This is a genomic window from Actinocatenispora rupis, assembly GCF_016861975.1.
GTDB lineage: Bacteria > Actinomycetota > Actinomycetes > Mycobacteriales > Micromonosporaceae > Actinocatenispora > Actinocatenispora rupis.
Map to the genome: position 1 here is coordinate 1 of NZ_BOMB01000060.1, position 18,994 is coordinate 18,994.

The window sequence follows — 18,994 nt, forward strand, 5'->3', positions numbered from 1 at the left end:
TAAGTACCCGTGGGAACGGAATCGGCCCGATCGGAGCGTGATGCGGTGCCGTACAGCCACCGTCCCGACGAGATCCTCACCATCCTGCGTACCGGCCGGGCGCCGGAACTGCCGCGGCTGCTCGCGGCGGCGGTGAAGGCCCACCTCTGCGTCAGCGAAACCGAGATCCTCCTCGTCGACTACCGGCAGTCCGCGCTGACCGCGATGGACACCGCCGCCGATCCGGTACCGGTCGACGGCAGTCCCGAGGGCCGCGCGTTCTCGTCCCAGGAGCCGGTCGTCGCCCCGCACGGCCCCGACACCGTACGGCTGCTGTGCCCGCTGACCGCCCGCGGCCAGCGCCTCGGCGTCCTCGCCGGCACGTTCACCGAACCGCCGGACGCCGAGACCCGCGCCCAGTGGCAGGAACTCGCCGCGGACGTCGCGCACGAGATCGTCGTCGCCGAACAGACCACCGACCGGTTCCGCCGCGCGCGCCGCCGGCGCCGGCTCACCCTCGCCGCCGAGATCCAGTGGGACACCCTGCCCGCCCGTTCGGTCACCACCCCCGAGTACTCCTTCGCCGGACAGCTCGAACCCGCGTACGAGATCTGCGGCGACACGTTCGACTGGTCCGTCGACGAGACCGGCCTGACCGCGGTCGTGGTCAACGGATCCAACCACGGCACCTCCGCCGCGGTACTCACCAACTTCGTCATCGCCGCGCTGCGCAACGCCCGCCGCTCCGGCGACGACGTCGCCGCCCAGATGAGCCTCGCCAGCGACCTGCTCTACACCGAACACGGCGGCGCGCGCAGCGTCGACGCCCTCGGCCTCCGGTACGAGCCCGCCGGGCACCTCCTGCTCGCCGCATCCACCGGCAGCGCCCGGATGGTCCGCCTGCACGGCACCTCCGTCAGCACCGTCGACCTTCCCGCGCAGCCGCAACTCGGCTCCGACGAGGAGATCGAGTACCGGGCCACCCGGGTCGAGGTCGCACCCGGCGACCGCGTACTGGTCGTCAGCGACGGCGTGCACACGGCCGTCAACCCCGCACGGGAGGCGTTCGGGCTCGCCGCCCTCGGCCAGGTACTCCGCCGCACCCGGCTGCAGCCGTGCGGCGAGGCCGTGCGTACCGTGATCCGGGATTCGGTGACACACCACGGATCCGCGCTCGACGACGACGCCGTGGTCACCTGCCTCGACGTGCACCCGACAACCCCACACTGACCGCGTACTCCCGCGCTGTGGGTACCGCGGTCGCGCGCGCTGCGCACGCTGTCGCCGGGCGGAACCGGTGCGGCGCAACGAATCCAGCGGTCACCGTGGTTCAGGCGCACAGCGTTCGACCGCCGGAACGCAAGGCCCTTGTCACGGTGGCGCGGCACTCCGTCGCGCCACCGTGCTGCACGCATCGCGTCCTGCCGCGTAACCGCCACGCACCTTGAACGTCACGACAGAACGGGCATAGCGGTCCGGTGCTGATGTGCGCGAACGAACCCTGGATCGAACCGGAACGTCGCCGGTTCGCGGTCTCGCCGCTGCGCCAGACCCATCGTCCTGGCGCTCTGTCGCCGCTGCAAACTGGGCCGGAGACCGTGCCGATGCGCGGAATCGAGCCCGGATGAGGCCGGAACCGGTCCGTCATTGTTGCGGTGCACGAAAACGAACCCGGATGAGACTGGAACGAGCCCGTCACTGTTGCAGCGCGCGGAACGAACCCGTGTGGGGCCGGAGTAGGTCGGTCACGCCGGCGAGGTCGGACCGCGGCCTGTCCGTGCTGCCGGCACGCGACAGCCGCGACACCCGAGTCTCGGCTGTGTCCGCGGGCCAAACCGCGGTGACGCACCGGAAACCTACCGCTGTGCAACACTGAATCGTTGCGGCGTAACGGATCCGCCAGGACGTCTCGTTGTGTCGCGGCGCCGGCGGATGGTGCGGCGGCGCGGACGGGGTCGGGTCTGCCGAGGTCCGAGCCGATGCGGGGTTCCGTCCGCCCGCCGCAGCGCCCGGCCGGACGGTCACCAACCGGCGTCCACCGCGGACATCCGGCCCCCCAACGGCATCCCTGCAGCAACGCCCGGCACGCCGTACCGCCGGGCCGGACCGGCACCGACCGGCGTACGCCGCGGACATCCGGCCGCCCGCGCACCGGCCGGTGCCGGTCCCTGGCCCGAGCCGCTCCAACCCCCCGGAAGAACGGCCCGGCACCACCGCACGCTAGCCCTTTACTTGCCACATGACAACATCTTGCCGACCGGCTCCCCTCAGAGGGTGCCGGAGCACAGTCCGCAGTAGTGCAGATCCGGGGTACGCGCCGGCGACGACCAGCCGTACCGGACGGCCGCGGCCCACAGTACGGCGCGGTCGTGGTCGACGCCCTCCGGGCGCGGATGCGGGTCGCCGCAGGCGTCGCACCGCAGCGTGTACCGCGGGCGTTCCTCGCCCCAGCTGGAGACCTGGATGAACATCGGGCACCCCGCCACCGTTAGTTGTCGCACGGAAACAATTACCGTACAGCAACCTTCGGGTGGTGGGGTGGCCCGTGCTCCGCGGTCAGTCGGTCGAGGACGGTCCGAACGACGGCTCCACGCCCAGCGCGAGCTGCGCGGCGATCGCGGTCATCTCGTACCGGCTGGGCTCGAAACGCGCGGCGATGTCCGGGTGCAGCCCCGCACGCGTCTCCTCGACCAGCCGCTCCCGCACCGCCGGCACGTCCATGCCGACGACCGTGCCGTCCAGGCGGTGGATCGCCGCGCGCAACGCGGACGTGAGCTGCTGCTCCAGCGAATCGTGCAGCCGGTCCTCGACGGTTCCCGGCTCGGTCCGTACGGTGATCTCCGGTTCCTCCATCGCCCCCACCCGTCCGTCTCCCGGTCGCGCCGGAGCCGACCGGCCGCCGGCGCTGGGCAGCCGGGTACCCGGACACCGGAGTACGGAAACCATCGAGTCGCCCGGCACCGCACCGACCGGACGCCGGCACTCCTCGGCCGACGGGCACGCCCGGACGCCGCGGAGTACGCCGTCGGCGTCGCGTCGGCAGTCGGGGCACCTGTGCGGGTCGACCGGGTCCGCGTCGCACGACACCGCCCAGCCGCCGGACAGCGCGGCGCCCGCGAGCAGCGGCCAGTCGCGGCACCGGTCGTCCCAGGTACGGAACGGTGTTGCGCACCCGTCGCACACCAGCTCGAAGTACGGCTGGGCGTCGCTGTCGAACCACGCGTGTCGCACGAACGTCTCCCACCCTCGACCGTCGCCACGCGGCGCCCCGCCGACACCGACCCGCGACCGGGATAATCGTTGCCATACGGAAAGCGTGTGGGGGCGCTGACGAAGCAGGTCCCGCCCCGTCCGCGCAGGTTCCCTGTCAACGGTGGGATTCCCTGGCGAACCGGACACAGATACTTGCTCCAGGACAAGGATATCGCGACCACCCGTACGAGCGGGCCGGCCACGGCAACCCGACGGGCGGACAACGCCGCTCGGTCCCACGGCCCGAACATCGACGGGGCCGCACTGACATCGACTTGCGCGCGATCCTCGGCACCGCAGGACACTCGCGGCCGGGCCACCTCAGCGCCGCACCCTCGCGTCGTCACCCGGAGCGGGACGGCCCGCGCCTGCACGACACCGGACGGTTCGCTGCGCTGCGCTGGATTCCACGGCACCGGACGGTTCACGGCACTGCGCCGGCACGCACGGCATCCGACGGTTCGCGGCGGTGCGCTGGTGTACGCGGAACGGGAGCGGTCCGGGTCCACGTGCCGTGGCGTACCAGGAGGGTGGTGGGCGTCGGAAGTGGCTGGGGCGCCTGCCATCGCGGGCCGGATGCGCGCGCTGCGCCGGCGGTCGGCGACCACCGCGCGGAGGGGATTCGCAGATGCGTCGGGTGGGTATGGAACCGGACTGCCGGGCCGGTCACCGGGCGGCGCGCGACACGGCGCGGCGGTGCGTACCCGGGCCGGGCGACGACCTCGAAGGGAGCGGGTGCGGATGTGCGAAGATGGGCGTATGGCAGGGCTTCAGCAACCCAGCGCGGAGCTGATTGCGGCCGTCGAACACGCCGGTCGAGCCTTCAGCGACATCTACACCACGACGAGCCAGTCCGCGGGCGCGCACGTGCCCGCCGCGCAGCTGCGGGTCCTGCACGCCATCGAGGCCAGCGAGGCGCCCGCGATCAGCGCGCTCGCCACCGAGCTGCGCATGGGCACGCCGTCCGTCAGCCGGGTGTGCGACCGGCTGGAGGCGTCCGGTTGGGCGGTCCGGCAGCCCGGTCAGGAAGACCGGCGGCAGATCCGGATCCGACTCACCCCACGCGGACGTCGGCTGCTCGCCGATCTCCGCCGGCGTCGTCGCAAGAGCGTGGAGGACGTGCTCGCCGCGATGCCGCCCGCCCAGCAGCGTGCGCTCCAGCGCGGTCTCGCCGCGTTCGCCGCGGCCAGTGGCGTCCGGGTCCAGCCGGCCCGCGGCAACCGCGCATCCGCCTGACGCAACCGTCGCCTGGCACGCCGCGCTGCGGCCCCGCCCGGCGGTCGTCGACCGGCCGCCACGGCACGGGTGTCCACGCCGACGGTGGCCGCCACCTGCATCGCGGGATCGCGGGTTCGCCCGCACGCCACCATGTCGGCGACACCTCTGCTGAGCGTCGTGCACGAGTGACGGCTGACCACCCCGCCGGAACTGGTGCCCAGCTCCCCGACCGCTCGCGCCCCACAACGCGTCCCCGTACCGCGGGTGGCCGCTCGCCGCGCCGTATCGGGCCGGCCCGAGCGCCACACTCACACCGCCGTACCTGGGCCGAACAATCCGGTGGTGGCCCGGCCTCATCGACGTACCGCCGAGGTGATTGGTCATCACTGCCGACAACCCGATCGGACACCCGTGACGGTGGCGCCGATCGGCATCGCGGACCGAGGACACCGCCGCGAGCGGCTCAGCTCCATGCATGTCCGCAGTACGGCGGGGCATCCGACGGTCGCGGCGAAGCGGTGCACGACACCGACCGCACCGTGGCGCCCGACGGACGCGGCGACACACCGCGAACGGTTCGGTGGCCGCAACGGCAGGCGGAGCGCCGCGACGACGACCCGGCGGCACCGTACCGCGATCCGTTCCGGCGGCGGCAGCGCGATCGGCGGCCAGCGACCCGACGGCACCGCATACGGGGTGGTACGCGCCTAGGATCGGCAGGCATGGGGGCCACGATGGACGGCTGGCGGGTAGAGCGGCCCGGCCCGATGGCGACGGGGCCGCTGCGCCGCGCGGAGCTGCCGGTACCGGAGCCTGCTGCGGGTGAGCTGCTGGTGGAGGTGTCGGCGTGCGGGGTGTGCCGGACCGATCTGCACGTGGCGGAGGGTGACCTGCCGGTGCATCGACCCGGTGTGGTACCGGGGCACGAGGTGGTGGGGCGGGTCGCCGCGACCGGGGACGGGGTGTCGGGCTGGAGTACCGGGGAGCGGGTGGGGGTCGCGTGGTTGCGGCACACCTGCGGGGTGTGCCGGTGGTGCCGGGCGGGCGCGGAGAACCTGTGCCCGGAGTCGCGGTACACGGGTTGGGACGCGGACGGCGGGTACGCGCGGTTCGCGACGGTACCGGCGGACTTCGCGTACCGGATGCCCGAGTGGTACGGGGACGCGGAGCTGGCGCCGCTGTTGTGCGCCGGCATCATCGGGTACCGGGCGTTGCGGCTGGCGGAGCTGCCGGAGGGCGCCCGGCTCGGCATCTACGGGTTCGGCGCGTCGGCGCACCTGACGGCGCAGCTGGCGATCGCGCAGGGCGCGCGGGTGCACGTACTGACGCGGGCGGAATCGGCGCGGGAGTTGGCGTTACGGCTGGGTGCGGCGTCGGCGGGGCCGGCGGACGCGGCGCCGCCGGAGCCGCTGGACTCGGCGATCCTGTTCGCGCCGGTGGGTACGTTGGTGCCGGTGGCGCTGGCGGCGCTGGACCGGGGCGGCACGCTGTCGGTGGCGGGCATCCACCTGACCGACATCCCGGTGCTCAACTACCAGCGGCACCTGTTCGAGGAGCGCACGCTGCGCAGCGTCACGGCGAACACCCGCGACGACGGCCGTACGTTCCTCGCGTTGGCGGGGCGGCACCGGCTGACGGTGCGGACCACGCCGTACCCGATGGGTGCGGCGGACCGGGCGCTCACCGACCTGGCCGCCGACCGGGTCACCGGTGCCGCGGTCCTGATCGCCGACGGCGCGCCGGGCTGAGGCCCCTCCCCTGGTACGAGCAGGCGCCGGTCGCGGACGCGGTGACGGCGCGGGGTTTCGACGAGCGGTTGTTCGGGCGGGGACCGGACCTCGCGCCGTACGAAGGCTTCCCGGAGTGGCAGGTCGTGCCGGGCACGCGGGTGCAGATGCGACCGGCGGCGCGGTACCCGGGCGGATCCGGTTGACCGTGGTCGCGGCGGAACGGGACCTGGGGATCACCGGTACGCCGGTGCGGTCGCTGCCGGCGGTCGTCGCGTCCACGGATTTCGACGCACGGGTGGGGATCCGTGCAGGACCAGGCCGATCCGGCGGGCGCGCCGGTGCCGGGCGGCTGGGTCACCGACGCCGGCCGGTTCGTCGACGGGGTGGCGGGCCGGGCCGACGTCTCCCGGGAACCTCCCAGGTCGCCAACAGCGGTCGCGTAGCGGGCCGGCACACGCTGGGGTCATGGACACGTACTCGCAGTACCCGGTGAATCGGTACCCGGTGGTCTGGTCGCCGCAGCCTCCCCCGCCGCCCCGTCGGCGGCGGTGGCGTCGCCGTGCGGCGGGTGGCGCGACGGCGCTGGCGCTCGTACTCGGCGGTGGGGTGGCCGGTGCGGCGACGGTGCACGAGTTGACGGCGGCGAAGCCGGCGAGCAGCCCGGTGGCGGCGACGACCGCGTCGAGTACGTCCTCGGTGGCCGACGTGGTGGCCAGGGCGCAGCCGGCGGTCGTGGACATCACGGTCAAGGGGAGCAGCGGCGAGGACGAGGGTTCGGGCGTCGTGATCCGCTCGGACGGGATGATCCTGACCAACAACCACGTACTCGCCGCGGCGGGGCAGGATCCGGCCGTGACGGTGACGTTCTCCGACGGTACGAGGCGGTCGGCGACCGTGGTCGGTACGGCGCCGGGCAGTGACCTGGCGGTGGTCCGGGTGTCCGGTGCGAGCAGGCTGACGGTGGCGACGTTCGGGGACAGTTCCGCGCTGCGTACCGGGGACACGGTGGTGGCGTTGGGCAGCCCGCTCGGGCTCACCGGGACGGTGACCGAGGGGATCGTCAGCGCGCTGCACCGGCAGCTGACGGTCGACCAGACCCGCTACACGAACATGATCCAGACGGACGCGCCGCTCAACGAGGGCAACTCCGGCGGTGCGCTGATCTCCGCCAACGGCCAGCTCGTCGGCATCAACACGGCGATCGCGACCAGCGGGAGCGGGAGTACCGGGAGCATCGGTGTCGGGTTCGCGATCCCGTCGAACACTGCCAAGTCGGTCGCCGAGGCGCTGATGGCCGGGCACTGACGGCACGAACCGCCGTCTCGGTGAACGGTTCGGCCCCCGCCTCCGTGTTGTGCTGACATGGAAGGCACGGAGGTGGGGACGATGACCGCGACGGTCCGACAGGGTGTGGCCACCCGGCGGCTGGGTGTCGAGGTGGTCCGCGGCCTCGCCGCCGCGGGCGTCCTGCTCTCCGCGGACGTCCACCTCGAACTGTGGGCGACCGGCTTCGGCAGCATCCGGATCATCGGCCCGCTGTTCCTGCTGAACGCGATCGGCGGGCTGGTGATCGCGGTGGCGATGCTGGCGTGGCGGCACTGGCTGCCGGCGCTGGCCGCCGCCGGGTTCGGTGCGGCGACGCTGGGGGCCTTCGCACTGGCGATGACCGGCCGCGGGCTGTTCGGCGTGCACGAGTCCCTGACCGGTACGTCGCAGCGGCTCGCCGCGGTCGCCGAGCTGGTGGCGCTGGTGTGCGGGCTGGCGCTGGCCGTGGTGGAGTTCCGCCGCTGGTGGTCGGTGAGGTCCGGTGCCGGCACGCGCCGATGAGCAGCTCCTCCGCGAGCTGTACGACGAGTACGGCGGCGCGCTGTTCGGGTACGCCCTGCGGCTGACCGGCGGGGACCGCGGCTGGGCGCAGGACGTCGTGCAGGAGGTGCTGCTGCGCGCGTGGCAGCATCCCCGGGTACTCGACGGCCGGCCGGTCCGCGGCTGGCTGCACACCGTGGCCCGCAACCTGGTCATCGACCAGTGGCGGGCCCGGCACGTACGGCCGGAGGTGGCGTTCGCGGAGCCGCCGGAGCGCGGCGTCGCCGACGGTACGGACGAGGCCGTGCAGTCGTGGCTGGTGGCCAACGCGATGCGGCAGCTGTCCCCCGCGCACCGGCAGGTCCTCGTCGAGTGCTACTACCTGGGTCGGTCCGTGCCGGAGGCGGCGGAGCGACTCGGGGTGCCGCCCGGCACGGTCAAGTCGCGGCTGCACTACGGCCTCCGGGCCCTGCGGCTCGCGCTGGAGGAGACGGGGGTGATCTGAGGCCATGACGTCCGACGAGTTCCACCACGATGCGGCGGCGTACGTGCTCGGTGCCCTCAGCCCCGAGGAACGCCACCGGTACGAGGAGCACCTGGCGAGCTGCGCGGACTGCCGGGACGAGGTACGCGCGCTCGACGGGCTGCCCGGTCTGCTGTCCCGGGTGCCGCTGGAGGAGGTCACCGCCGAGCCGGTCGAGCCGCCCCCCGCGGTACTCACGGGGCTGTTGCAGGCGGCGTGGCGGCGGCGTCGGCGTACCCGGTGGTTGACCGCGGCCGGCGGTGCGGTGGCGGCCGCGCTGGTGCTGATTCTGGCTCTGGTACTGGCTTTCGGGCCGCGGCAGCAGAACCCGGCCGGGCAGCCGATGGCGGCGGTGACGCCGGCGCCGGTGACCGCGACGGTCGCGCTGGCGAAGCAGCCGTGGGGCACGGACGTGACGCTGCGCTGCCGGTACACCGGGCCGGCCGACTACGGCGGCGGGTACACGCTGGTGGCGGTGTTGAAGTCGGGTCGCACCGAGCAGATCTCGGCGTGGGCGGCGGTGCCCGACACCACCGCGGTACTGACCGGCACCACGTCGGCCTCGCCGGACCAGATCCGTTCGGTCCAGGTGCGCACCGGCGCCGGTACCACGGTTCTCACGATGTCGCCCTGAACGATCCGGCGCCCCGCTGCGTGCCTGTTGGTAGGTAACGAAAGCGGGTGAGGATGATGATCAGGTCCTGGCGCAAGGCCGCGGTACTGGCGGCGTTTCCGTTGGCACTGGCGGGATGCGGGATGGCCGGCACGTCCGGCGGTTCGCACTCCGCGGGGAGCGCGTCGCCGGGGAAGACGGGTACGGCCGGGCCGGTGTCGGTGCACCACACCTCGGCCGGCACGGTACTCGTGGACGCCAAGGGCGACGCACTGTACACGCCGGCGCAGGAGATGCACGGGAAGATCATGTGCACCAACGGGTGCACGTCGATCTGGCCGCCGGTCACGGTCGACCCCGGGACGTCGGTGCCGTCGTCGGTGTCCGGCGCGAGCGGCACGTTCGGCACGATGCACCGGCCGGACGGCTCCACGCAGGTGACGTACAACGGTGCGCCGCTGTACCGGTTCGCGCTCGACCACACCCCGGGCACCGTGACCGGTAACGGCGTGTCGGACACGTTCAACGGCGCGCACTTCACCTGGCACGTGGTGACCGCCTCGGGTGGCGGGGCGAGCAAGGCGCCGTCGTCGCCGTCCAGCGGTGGCAACGGCTACAACTACTGACCCGCCTCCCGCACGCCGGTCGTCCGCCCCGGCACCGGCCCCGGGCGGGCGGCCGGCCCCCACACCGTCACCGCGTCCGCCGGTACGGTCAGCGACACGGCCTCGCCGGTCTCCGGCGGGGCCCCCGTCGTACTCGCGGTCAGTCGTACGCCAGCGACGTCCACGGCGACCTCGGTGAACGCGGCGAGGCGTACCACGTCGACGACGCGGCCGGTGGGACCGCCGTCCGGTGGCGAGGCGAGGCCGATCCGGTCGGGCCGCACGCACCACGTCACGGGAGTACCGGCGGGCAGGTCGGTGCCGACGACGGTGGCGCCGTCGAGTACGAGGGCCCCGTCCGGGCCGGTGACCGCGGCGGTCAGGTTGCGGATGCCGAGCAGCCGGGCCGCTTCCGGGTCCGCCGGGTGCGCGTACACGGCGGGTTGCGGGCCCTGCTGGCGTACCCGGCCGGCGGACAGGATCAGCACGTGGTCGGCGAGCAGCGCGGCCTCGTCCGGGTCGTGCGTGACGACCACGGTGGAGATGCCGGTGTCGCGTTGCAGGGCACGCAGTTCGTGCCGCAGCTCGTCGCGTACCGGGGTGTCGAGGCCGGTGAACGGCTCGTCGAGCAGCAGCAGGCGGGGCTGCCGGGCCAGCGCGCGGGCCAGCGCCACCCGCCGCCGCTGCCCGCCGGACAGTTCGTCCGGCAGCCGGTCGGCCAGCTCCGCGAGCCCGAGCCGGTCCAGCCAGTACGCGGCGACCGGCGGCTCGGTGCCCACCCCGAACGTGACCTGTCGCCACACGCTCAGGTGCGGCAGCAGCGCCGCGTCCTGCGGCAGGTACCCGACGCCGCGGTGTTCGGGCGGCAGCGCGGTCACGTCCGCCGGCCCGCCGTCCCCGGTCAGCGTCACGGTCCCGGCGGCCGGCAGCAGCCCGGCCAGTACGCGGAGGGTGATGGACTTGCCGGCGCCGGACGGCCCGAGGATCGCCAGCGTACGGCCGGCGGCCGGGTGCGCGACGTCGAGCGCGAAGCCGCCGACCCGGGTGGTGACCGCGAACGCCGGTACCGGGCCGGGCCGGGCCTCGGGCGGGCGCCGCGGCGGCGGGGCGGCGTGCCGGCGGCGGCGGGGCGGCCGGAGGTGGTCGGCGGCGACCAGGACGACGACGGCGGCCACCAGCGCCACGGCCACCGGCAGCAACGTACTGGTCAGCCCGGTTGACCCGAACTGCACGTAGGTGAACACCGGCAACGTGTACGGGTGGTACGCGAGGATCACGGTGGCGCCGAACTCGCCGAACGCGCGCAGCCAGGCCAGCAGCAGCCCGGCGCGGATGCCGCGCGCCGCGACCGGCAGCGCCACCCGGCCGAACACCGACAGCCGGCCGTGCCCGAGCGTCGCCGCCACGTCGGACAGCGCCGGGTCGACCGCGGCGAACGCCGAGCGCGCCGCGACGACCAGGAACGGCGCCGCCACGAACACCTGCGCCAGGACGATCCCGGCCATGCTGTCGGTGAGCCGCCCGTCGAACAGCTCACCGACCGGCGTGTACGGCCCGACCACGTACACCAGCAGGACGCCGGAGATCAGCGGCGGCAACGCCAGCGGCAGCTGCACCAGGACGCCGAGGGCGCCGACGAGCCGGCCGCGGCGCCGCGCCAGCAGATACCCGAGGGGTACGCCGAGCACGCCGATCACCGCGGTCGACACGGTGGCCGTCACCAGCGACACGACCAGCGCCTCGCCGGCGCCGGGCGCGGACAGCCCGCCGGAACTGCCGCCCAGCCGTACGACGAAGGCGGCGAGCGGGACGAGCAGGTACAGCACGAGCAGGCCGGCGAGGACCGGCAGCACCGGGAACCGGCGTACGTCAGCCATGCCTGATCGTGGCGGCCACCGGTGACGGTACGGCGCCCGCGTCACCGGTGACGGTCGGTGGGGTCTGGACGGTCAGGCCGTGCGCCTTCATGGCCGCCGCGCCGTCCGGCCCGAGCAGGTACGACACGAACGCGCTGGCCCCCGCCGGCTGCGGCGCCTTCCGCAGCACCGTCACCGTGTACGTCGCGGCCAGCTTCACCGCGCCGAGTCCGACGGTCGGGAGGTGCGCCTCGGTCGACTCGGACGTGTAGAAGAACCCGGCGTCGAGCTGGCCCGACTCCAGCCGCCCCACCAGCGCCTCCTCCGGGTACACCCCGTCGGTGCCCTGCGCCATCGAGCCGAGGCCGACCTGCCGGAGCGCCTGGACTGACAGCTTGCCCTTCGGGTCCAGCTTCGGATCGGTACGCCCGAGCCGGAATCCGGGTTCCTTCACCACCTGCTGCCACGGTTTGGTCTTCAGGTCGTGCGCGAACCTGCTCTTCGCGTTGTACCCGAGCACCAGCGGCGCGCTGCCGAACGTCGCGTACCAGGTGACCCAGCCCTTGAGGGAGTCGTTGACCTTGGGGCTGGCGCTGACGAACACGTCGGCGCGGGTGACCTTGCCGGTGATCTCGTTGGCCAGCGCCTGCGAGCCCTTGCCCTCGCCACGGAACGTGTACCCGGTCTTCGCATCGAAGCCGGGGCCGACGGTCTTCTCCATCAGGTTCACCAGGGATCCCGCGTACAGGACGGTGACGGTGCCGTGGTGCGTGGCGTCGGACGTCGTCGATCCGCCGCCGGACGAGCAGGCGGTGACCAGGGTGAACGCGGCGACCAACGCCAGGACGGTGCGCGGCAGCCTCATGCCGTTCCCTTCGTGGTGGTGGGCAGTTCGACGACGACCTGGGTGGACTTGACCGTGGCGGTGGCCAGCGCCCCGACGACCAGGCCCAGCTCGTCGGCGGCCTCGCGGGTCATCAGCGACACGATCCGGTGCGGCCCGGCCTGGATCTCCACCTGCGCCATCACGGTGTCGGACCGGACCGCGGTGACGATCCCGGTGAACCTGTTGCGCGCCGAGGACCGGTCGCCGCCCGGCTCGTCCGCGGCCATCGACCGGGCGAACGCGGCCAGGTCGGATCCCTCGATCACGCGGTGCCCCTGCCCGTCCCGGCCGGCTGGTACACGGCCGGCGTCGACCCAGCGACGCAGCGTGTCCGCGCTGACGCCGAGCAGCTGGGCGGCCGGGCCCATCCGGTACGTCGCCATGCGGTCAGCGTACGGCGCGATCGACAGGGCGTACAGCGGGATCGGGTGGCATCTGCCAGGACAATCGGCCGAACGGCTGGCATTCGCGGCTGTTCACGGCGTCCGGCCGGCCGCATAGGGTGGACGCGACAGGCCACACCACCAGGAGGTACGCCGGAGATGACGTCGAGCCGCATCCTCGCCCTGGACCTCGGCTCCAGCTCCGTGCGCGCGGTGGTACTCGACCGCGACGGCGCGGACCTCGCACCCGTACCCGGCGCCGCGGTCCGCGAGGAGGCCCGGATCCGGCAGGACGCGCGCGGCGCCGCCGAACTCGACCTCGACACGTACCTGGGCGCGACGGTGGCGTGCCTCGACGAGCTGTCCGACACCGGCCAGCTCGACGGCATCGACACGGTCGCGATCTCCACCCAGTGGCACTCGCTGCTCGGCCTCGACGCCCGCGGCGACCCGGCCGGGCCGTGCCTGTCCTGGATGGACCTGCGGCCCACGCTGCCCGCCGGGCGCGCACCCGCCAACGCCGCCGCGTACCACGACCGGACCGGCGCCTGGTGGCACCCGTTCTACTGGCCGGTCCGGATCGGCTGGCTGCGCGACGCCGGGGTGGACGCGCGACGCTGGGTCGGCCTGCCCGAGTACCTGGGGCTGCGGCTGTGGGGCGAGGTGACGGCGTCGGTGTCGTCGGCGTCCGGTACCGGCGCGCTGGACACCCGGGACTGCCGGTGGGACGCCGAGGCGCTGGACCTCGCCGGGGTCACCGAGGCCGAGGTGCCGCCGCTGGCGCCGGACGGCTGGCACGGCACGCTGACCGGCGAGTACCGGAAGCGGTGGCCGGAGCTGGCCGCGGCCCGCATCGCGCCGCCGCTCGGGGACGGGGCGGCGAGCGCGCTCGGGTCCGGCTGCCACGGCCCGAACCGGCTGTCGGTCACCGTCGGCACCTCCGCCGCGGTACGCCTGGTCACGGCTGAGGCGCCCACCCCGGCACCGCACGTCTGGCGGTACCGGGTGGACCGGCGCCGCGCCGTCCTCGGCGTCGCGTACTCGGGGGGCGGGGTGCTGGACGAGTGGGTGGGCCGGCTGGTCGGCGCCGACCGGGCCGGCACCGAGGAGGAGCTGGCGGCGCTGGCGCCGGGCGAGCACGGGCTCGTGTGCCTGCCGTACCACGCGGGGCACCGGCCGCCGGCGGACGACCCGACCGGCGCCGGCGGCACCCTGTACGGGCTGCGGCTGACGACCACGCCGGCGGACGTGACGGCCGCGACGACCGAGGGCGTGTGCCACGAGGTCGCCGACGGCGCGCGGGCGCTCGACCCGTCGGGTACGGCGACGCCGATGCTGGGCGGCGGTGCGGTCGCCGCGTCGGGCTGGCTGACCCGCCGGCTCGCCGCCGCACTGGGCGGATCGGCCCGGCGGTGCGTCGATCCGGAGGTCGGGGCGTGCGGGGCCGCGGCGAGCGCGCTCGGCGTCGACTACACCCCGACGACCACCGACGTGGTGGTGCCGGCCGGCGACGTGGCCGCGATGCGTGCCGCCGGCGTACGGCACCGCGCGCTGCGCGACCGGCTCGCGGCCCCGCTCGGCGACTGACCGACCGCGACGCTCCGGCTCAGCGCCGGGCCGTACCCGGCGGCCGTGACGCGGTCGATCGTCGGCCGCACCCGGTCAGCCGGTACGGTGCGCGGCGAGCCACGCGCGGTACGCGGCGGCCGCGCCCGGCCGGTTCTCCGGACGGGCCAGTACGTCGGTGGAGTCGACCCACTGTTCCAGCGAGCCGACCGGCGGCAGCCCGGTGAGGTCCGGATCGGTCAGCTCGCCCAGCAGCTCCCCCGGCACCTCGACGCTCCGGTACGGCCGGTCGAAGAACGGTACGACGCGCGGCGCGGGCAGTCCGCGGTCGTGCTGCGCGGCGGCGAGTACCTCGATCGCGGCGACCAGGGCGGACTCGCGCGGGCGCCAGTGCTCGGCGATGAGCGCCGCGCGCAGCGGCCCGGTCAGCTCCCCCGCGACCGGCAGCCGCGCCAGCGCCGCCTCCCGCCACTTCTCGTACGGCTGCCAGCGCCGGCACACCAGGAACGCCAGCGCGGTCAGGTCGCCGACCAGCGTGGCGGTGAGCAGCCGGGAGCCGAGGTCCTGGCCGCGCTGCGCGGTACGGCCGACCATCGGCAGCCGCTGCGCGACGCGGGTCCAGCCGGCGGCCAGCACGTACCGCTCCACCTGCGGCGGGTAGCCGGCCAGTTCGGCCCGTACGGCGGCGAGGCCGGTGGTGGCGTCGGCGAACACCGGGCCGGCGGTGACCTCCAGTACCGACTGGCCGGTCACGGTCAGCCAGTCCACTGTGGACAGCCGTGGCCCGACGCCGAGCCGGCCGCGCACGAACCCGTCGACGGTGTCGAGCTGGACCTTGTGCCCCACGGTCGGATCCCACGTCGTCCCGAACCGCACCGGCATCCCCCGGTACGTCTCCGGCAGCGCGGCCAGCGCCGCGTCGAGCTTCGGCAGCGCGTCGGCGTCCGCCTCGTCCACCAGTACGGTGAGCCGGCAGCCCCAGTCGTGGTCCCGGCTCGTGGCGTCGTCCAGCCCCAGCACGTCGGAACCGGAGCCGAGCCGGGCCGCCGCGTACCGCAGGGCGGGCAGCTCGCGCGCGATCAGCGGCCCCACCACGTCCCGGTGGAACCCGCGCGCCACCCCGACCCCGCTCGCCTCGTCGCCCATGCCCGCACCCTCTCCCCCGCGGCCCGTCGTGTCCACCGGGTTTCCGCCCGCCGCAAGGGTTTCCGGGCTCGCGCGTCAGGTGGCGGCGAGGATCGCGCCGGTCACCTCGGCGGTGGCCGGCGCGCGGTCGGCGCCGAGGGCGCGGACGATCGGGCCGGCGATCGCGTCGAGTTCCATCGGGCGACCGGACCGGCGGTCCTTCAGCATGGACGACTGCATCGTCGCGGGCAGCGCGTCCAGCCGGGCCGCGACGGCGTCGGCGTCGATGTCCACCCCGGCCGTACCAGCCGCGGCGACGGTCTCCTCGACCAGCGCGCGCAGCCGCTCGGGATGCCCCGTACGCGCCGGGCCGATCGGCGCGTCGGCCACCGTGGTCGACAGCGCCAGCGGGGCGAGGAACGCGAGCTTGCGCCAGAGTACGGCGGACTCGTCGGGGTGGCCGGTCACGCGCAGACCGGTACTGGCGAACAGGTCGACGGCCGCGGCGCCCGCCGGAGTGCCGTTGGCGACGACGATGTCGGCGAACGGCGACAGGTGCTCGATCACGCCCGCCCGGTGCCGGGTCGCCTCGACCGCGATGCTCGCCGGCACCACCACCGCCCCCGGGTACGCGGCGCGCAGCAGCGCCGGGTGGTCCACCCCGTTCAGGAACGGTACGAGCGTCGCGCCGCCCAGCACCGCCGCCGGTACGCGGGCGAGGGCGGGCAGCAGGTCGGTCGCCTTGACCGCCACGACGAGCAGGTCGACGGGGTCGGTCAGCCACGGCCGGGCCAGCGGGCGCGTCACGGTGGTCGCCCCGTCGGGGCCCGTGAGGTGCAGGCCCCGCACGGTGAGCGCCGCGGCGCTCGCCTCGGTCGCCACCACCGTCACGTCGTGCCCGGCCGCGCCGAACCGGGCCGCGAGCAGCCCACCGATCCCACCCGGCCCGAGTACGCCGATGCGCGCCACGCCGCACCTCCTCCAGTAGGTTCCACTGTGGAAGTGACCTTACACGGCTGGTACCGTGGTGACTTCCACAGTGGAAGTCGGATCGGAGAGACGTGCGGCACAAGAGCTTCGCGGAGATGGACTGTCCGATCGCGCGCACCCTCGACACGGTCGGCGAGTGGTGGAGCCTGCTGATCGTGCGCGACGCGCTGCACGGGCTGAGCCGGTTCGACGAGTTCCAGCAGAGCCTCGGCATCTCGTCGAACTCGCTCACCCGGCGCCTCGCCGAGCTGTGCGACGCCGGCCTGCTCACCCGCCACCGGTACCAGGAGCGGCCGCCGCGCGACGAGTACCGGCTGACGGCGCGGGGGCGCGACCTGCAACCCGTGGTCGAGGCGCTGGCCGGGTGGGGACGGCGGCACGTCACCCGGGGCCGCGGCGGGGTGCGCCTGCTCGACGCCGCCACCGGCGCCACCGCCGACCCGGTGCTCGTCGACCGCACCACCGGAAAACCCGTCAACACCAGCGACTTCCGGTACGTGGCGACCCGGTCGGCCTCGCCCGTCAAGCGCGGGAAGATGCCCCGCTCCTGACCCTCACGCCTCCTCGACGAGCAGGTTCACCGCGAACCCGAGGAACGCGACGCCGCTCGCCTGCTCCATCCGCCGCCGGAACGCCGGGCGCCGGATCCGGTCCGCGAGCGCCGCGGCCGCCCGCGACACGATCCAGTACCAGAGGGCGAGCTCGACCAGGTCGATCGCGGTGAACAGCACCGTGCCGCCCAGGTGCGCGTCGTGCGGCAGGAACTGCGGGATCAGGCTCAGGTAGAACACCCCGGCCTTCGGGTTGAGCAGGTTGGTCGCCACGCCCGCGCGGAACGCGGCGAACCGCCCGGCCGGCTCGGGCGTCGCCGGCTCGGGCATCGCCGGCGCCGGGTGGCGGGCCCGCCACAGCGTCGTCACCCCGAGCCACGCCAGGTAGCCGGCGCCCGCCACCTTCAGCACCTCGTACGCCAGGTGCGAGGCGGCCAGCAGCGCGGTGAGCCCGACCACGGCCGCCACGCCCCAGACCGCGCAGCCGGTCAGGATGCCGAGCGCGGCGGCGCGGCCGCGGACCCGACCACCCGCCACCGACGTACGCACGACGAGCAGGGTGTCCAACCCGGGCGTCACGTTCACCAGCGCCGCGACGCCGGCGAACACGAGAGCGGCGACAAGCATGCCCGAACCCTAGTGCCCCGCGCCCCGCCCGGATCAGGTCGTACGAGGGCGGACGGTGGCGCTGGCGGTGACCGACAGCAGCATCCACGCGCCGGCGTACCCGAAGGCGACGGCGGGCGAGACCGCCGCGTACAGGACGCCGACGACGACGGTGGCGACGAGGTCACCGGCGGCCTGGACCGCGCCGAGCACACCGTACCCGGAGCCGCGCAGTCGGTCCGGCAGGACGCGGGCGACGAGCGCCGACTCGGCGGTCTCGGCAAGCCCGATGCCGGCACCGGCCAGCCCGAAGTACGCCAGGACGACGGGCCAGTGGGCGCTGCCGAGCGCGAAGCCGGCGTACCCGAGGACGTAGCAGGCGGCGCCGGCGGCGAACACGGCGCGCGGGCCGATCCGGTCGATGCCGTGCCCGCCGGCGAACGCCACGAGGGCGGCGAGGGCGTTGTGCGCGGCGTACAGGAGGATGGCGAGGGAGGCGGCCGCGGCGGGACTGCGGCCGGCGGACAGCAGGGCGGTGGCGCGCAGGATCAGCAGCGTGGTCGCCACGTTGCCGAACTCGAACAGGACGACGGGCAGCAGCGGTCGCAGCAGCCCGGCGTTCGCGAGGCCGCGCAGGTCGAGACGGGGCCGGCGGCGGGTCGCGGAGTCGGTGCCGCGGCGGCGGGCCTCGCGGGCGGCGAGCAGGATGGCCAGCGCGGCGAGCATCCCCGGTACGGCGGCGCACCAGATCGTGGGGCGGATGCCGAGCCAGCCCACGAGTCCGGCGGCGAGCAGCGGTCCGACGACGGCGCCGAGGTTGTCGCCGGCGCGTTCCAGCCCGAAGGCCCGCCCGTACGCGCGGGTCGGGGCGAGCGAGGCGAGCAGCGTGTCCCGCGACGGCGACCGGATGCCGCGGGCCGCCCAGGCGACCGCCCGCAGTACGCCGACCTGCCACACCGCTGTGGCGAGGCCGATCGCGCCGGTGGCCAGCGCGGTACCGAGGTAGCCGCCGGTGGCGATGCGGCGCCGCCGGACCGGGTCGTTGGCCAGCGGGCCGCCGACGAGCTTCACCACCCCGATCAGCGCGTCGCTGACCCCCTCGATCAGGCCGAGCGCGGCGGCCGAACCGTGCAGGACACCCGTGACGAAGCCGGGCAGTACGGCGGTCGCGATCTCGTGCCCGGAGTCGGACAGGAAGCTGGCGGCGCCGACCCCGCCGACGCCCGGCGTCAGCCACCGGCCCTCGTCCGTCGCGTCGCCCCCGGGCGGCTGGGTCACGGCCCGAGCCTAGCCGGCGGGACGGTA

20 protein-coding genes are annotated in these 18,994 nt (G+C 74.6%); 11 read left to right on the forward strand and 9 right to left on the reverse strand.

Annotation, left to right across the window (positions count from 1 at the left end; translation table 11 throughout):
* Positions 1-45 precede the first annotated feature (45 nt).
* Positions 46-1,209 (forward strand): PP2C family protein-serine/threonine phosphatase, encoded by a 1,164-nt coding sequence (locus Aru02nite_RS36085; RefSeq protein ID WP_203665048.1) that lies wholly within the window; start codon positions 46-48, stop codon positions 1,207-1,209.
* Positions 1,210-2,246: 1,037 nt separating this feature from the next.
* On the opposite strand, the gene Aru02nite_RS36090 is transcribed toward Aru02nite_RS36085, so the two are convergent.
* Positions 2,247-2,480 carry a hypothetical protein gene (locus Aru02nite_RS36090; protein WP_203665049.1) on the reverse strand — a complete coding sequence of 78 codons (234 nt, stop codon included), beginning with the start codon at positions 2,478-2,480 and terminating at the stop codon, positions 2,247-2,249.
* 55 nt (positions 2,481-2,535) lie between these two features.
* Positions 2,536-3,210 carry a hypothetical protein gene (locus Aru02nite_RS37690; RefSeq protein ID WP_373325054.1) on the reverse strand — a complete coding sequence of 225 codons (675 nt, stop codon included), beginning with the start codon at positions 3,208-3,210 and terminating at the stop codon, positions 2,536-2,538.
* 780 nt (positions 3,211-3,990) lie between these two features.
* Here Aru02nite_RS37690 and Aru02nite_RS36100 point away from each other — a divergent pair.
* The 8 genes from Aru02nite_RS36100 (at position 3,991) to Aru02nite_RS36135 (ending at position 9,747) form a co-directional block, all read left to right on the forward strand.
* Entirely contained in the window at positions 3,991-4,467 is a 477-nt protein-coding gene (locus Aru02nite_RS36100; protein WP_203665050.1) for a MarR family winged helix-turn-helix transcriptional regulator, read from the forward strand.
* Between the two features lie 393 nt (positions 4,468-4,860).
* Entirely contained in the window at positions 4,861-5,160 is a 300-nt protein-coding gene (locus tag Aru02nite_RS36105; RefSeq protein WP_203665051.1) for a hypothetical protein, read from the forward strand.
* Positions 5,161-5,171: 11 nt separating this feature from the next.
* Positions 5,172-6,197 (forward strand): zinc-binding alcohol dehydrogenase family protein, encoded by a 1,026-nt coding sequence (locus Aru02nite_RS36110; RefSeq protein ID WP_203665052.1) that lies wholly within the window; start codon positions 5,172-5,174, stop codon positions 6,195-6,197.
* A gap of 447 nt (positions 6,198-6,644) precedes the next feature.
* Positions 6,645-7,484 (forward strand): S1C family serine protease, encoded by an 840-nt coding sequence (locus Aru02nite_RS36115; protein WP_203665053.1) that lies wholly within the window; start codon positions 6,645-6,647, stop codon positions 7,482-7,484.
* 81 nt (positions 7,485-7,565) lie between these two features.
* The gene (locus Aru02nite_RS36120) at positions 7,566-8,006 is read left to right on the forward strand and encodes a hypothetical protein (protein ID WP_203665054.1); all 441 of its coding nucleotides are present in this window, start codon (positions 7,566-7,568) and stop codon (positions 8,004-8,006) included.
* Positions 7,987-8,490 (forward strand): sigma-70 family RNA polymerase sigma factor, encoded by a 504-nt coding sequence (locus Aru02nite_RS36125; RefSeq protein WP_203665055.1) that lies wholly within the window; start codon positions 7,987-7,989, stop codon positions 8,488-8,490. Before Aru02nite_RS36120 ends, Aru02nite_RS36125 begins: the two co-directional genes overlap by 20 nt.
* Positions 8,491-8,494: 4 nt before the next feature.
* The gene (locus tag Aru02nite_RS36130; RefSeq protein WP_203665056.1) at positions 8,495-9,142 is read left to right on the forward strand and encodes an anti-sigma factor family protein; all 648 of its coding nucleotides are present in this window, start codon (positions 8,495-8,497) and stop codon (positions 9,140-9,142) included.
* Between the two features lie 56 nt (positions 9,143-9,198).
* Positions 9,199-9,747 (forward strand): COG4315 family predicted lipoprotein, encoded by a 549-nt coding sequence (locus tag Aru02nite_RS36135; protein ID WP_203665057.1) that lies wholly within the window; start codon positions 9,199-9,201, stop codon positions 9,745-9,747.
* Here the strand turns inward: Aru02nite_RS36135 and Aru02nite_RS36140 are convergent.
* The 3 genes from Aru02nite_RS36140 to Aru02nite_RS36150 are packed head-to-tail and all read right to left on the reverse strand — an operon-like array spanning position 9,741 to position 12,851.
* Positions 9,741-11,603 (reverse strand): ABC transporter ATP-binding protein/permease, encoded by a 1,863-nt coding sequence (locus Aru02nite_RS36140; protein WP_203665058.1) that lies wholly within the window; start codon positions 11,601-11,603, stop codon positions 9,741-9,743. The two genes, Aru02nite_RS36135 and Aru02nite_RS36140, sit on opposite strands and share 7 nt — an antisense overlap.
* Entirely contained in the window at positions 11,596-12,447 is an 852-nt protein-coding gene (locus Aru02nite_RS36145) for a substrate-binding domain-containing protein (protein ID WP_203665059.1), read from the reverse strand. The genes Aru02nite_RS36140 and Aru02nite_RS36145 overlap by 8 nt, the downstream gene beginning before the upstream one ends.
* Positions 12,444-12,851, reverse strand: a complete 408-nt coding sequence (locus tag Aru02nite_RS36150) for a TOBE domain-containing protein (protein WP_203665060.1) — start codon at positions 12,849-12,851, stop codon at positions 12,444-12,446. The genes Aru02nite_RS36145 and Aru02nite_RS36150 overlap by 4 nt, the downstream gene beginning before the upstream one ends.
* Before the next feature lie 159 nt (positions 12,852-13,010).
* On the opposite strand from Aru02nite_RS36150, the gene Aru02nite_RS36155 reads away from it, so the two are divergent.
* Entirely contained in the window at positions 13,011-14,438 is a 1,428-nt protein-coding gene (locus tag Aru02nite_RS36155) for an FGGY family carbohydrate kinase (protein ID WP_203665061.1), read from the forward strand.
* 75 nt (positions 14,439-14,513) lie between these two features.
* Here Aru02nite_RS36155 and Aru02nite_RS36160 read toward each other — a convergent pair whose 3' ends face one another.
* Both Aru02nite_RS36160 and Aru02nite_RS36165 read right to left on the reverse strand, forming a co-directional pair.
* On the reverse strand, positions 14,514-15,563 hold the full coding sequence (locus Aru02nite_RS36160; RefSeq protein ID WP_203665062.1) for a DUF4037 domain-containing protein: 1,050 nt from the start codon (positions 15,561-15,563) through the stop codon (positions 14,514-14,516).
* Positions 15,564-15,638: 75 nt separating this feature from the next.
* Positions 15,639-16,511, reverse strand: coding sequence for a ketopantoate reductase family protein (locus tag Aru02nite_RS36165; RefSeq protein ID WP_203665063.1), 873 nt, complete (start codon positions 16,509-16,511; stop codon positions 15,639-15,641).
* Between the two features lie 116 nt (positions 16,512-16,627).
* Here Aru02nite_RS36165 and Aru02nite_RS36170 point away from each other — a divergent pair, with 116 nt between their 5' ends.
* Positions 16,628-17,083 (forward strand): winged helix-turn-helix transcriptional regulator, encoded by a 456-nt coding sequence (locus tag Aru02nite_RS36170; RefSeq protein WP_203665064.1) that lies wholly within the window; start codon positions 16,628-16,630, stop codon positions 17,081-17,083.
* Positions 17,084-17,086: 3 nt separating this feature from the next.
* Here Aru02nite_RS36170 and Aru02nite_RS36175 read toward each other — a convergent pair whose 3' ends face one another.
* Both Aru02nite_RS36175 and Aru02nite_RS36180 read right to left on the reverse strand, forming a co-directional pair.
* Entirely contained in the window at positions 17,087-17,710 is a 624-nt protein-coding gene (locus tag Aru02nite_RS36175) for a LysE family translocator (RefSeq protein ID WP_203665065.1), read from the reverse strand.
* Between the two features lie 33 nt (positions 17,711-17,743).
* Positions 17,744-18,967 (reverse strand): MFS transporter, encoded by a 1,224-nt coding sequence (locus Aru02nite_RS36180; protein WP_203665066.1) that lies wholly within the window; start codon positions 18,965-18,967, stop codon positions 17,744-17,746.
* Between the last annotated feature and the right edge of the window lie 27 nt (positions 18,968-18,994).

Coding starts and splice junctions, on each gene's coding strand:
- Aru02nite_RS36100 (WP_203665050.1), top strand. CDS start 3,991: ATGGCAGGGCTTCAGCAACCCAGCGCGGAGCTGATTGCGGCCGTCGAA.
- Aru02nite_RS36110 (WP_203665052.1), top strand. CDS start 5,172: ATGGGGGCCACGATGGACGGCTGGCGGGTAGAGCGGCCCGGCCCGATG.
- Aru02nite_RS36115 (WP_203665053.1), top strand. CDS start 6,645: ATGGACACGTACTCGCAGTACCCGGTGAATCGGTACCCGGTGGTCTGG.
- Aru02nite_RS36120 (WP_203665054.1), top strand. CDS start 7,566: ATGACCGCGACGGTCCGACAGGGTGTGGCCACCCGGCGGCTGGGTGTC.
- Aru02nite_RS36130 (WP_203665056.1), top strand. CDS start 8,495: ATGACGTCCGACGAGTTCCACCACGATGCGGCGGCGTACGTGCTCGGT.
- Aru02nite_RS36135 (WP_203665057.1), top strand. CDS start 9,199: ATGATCAGGTCCTGGCGCAAGGCCGCGGTACTGGCGGCGTTTCCGTTG.
- Aru02nite_RS36140 (WP_203665058.1), bottom strand. CDS start 11,603: ATGGCTGACGTACGCCGGTTCCCGGTGCTGCCGGTCCTCGCCGGCCTG.
- Aru02nite_RS36145 (WP_203665059.1), bottom strand. CDS start 12,447: ATGAGGCTGCCGCGCACCGTCCTGGCGTTGGTCGCCGCGTTCACCCTG.
- Aru02nite_RS36150 (WP_203665060.1), bottom strand. CDS start 12,851: ATGGCGACGTACCGGATGGGCCCGGCCGCCCAGCTGCTCGGCGTCAGC.
- Aru02nite_RS36155 (WP_203665061.1), top strand. CDS start 13,011: ATGACGTCGAGCCGCATCCTCGCCCTGGACCTCGGCTCCAGCTCCGTG.
- Aru02nite_RS36160 (WP_203665062.1), bottom strand. CDS start 15,563: ATGGGCGACGAGGCGAGCGGGGTCGGGGTGGCGCGCGGGTTCCACCGG.
- Aru02nite_RS36170 (WP_203665064.1), top strand. CDS start 16,628: ATGGACTGTCCGATCGCGCGCACCCTCGACACGGTCGGCGAGTGGTGG.
- Aru02nite_RS36175 (WP_203665065.1), bottom strand. CDS start 17,710: ATGCTTGTCGCCGCTCTCGTGTTCGCCGGCGTCGCGGCGCTGGTGAAC.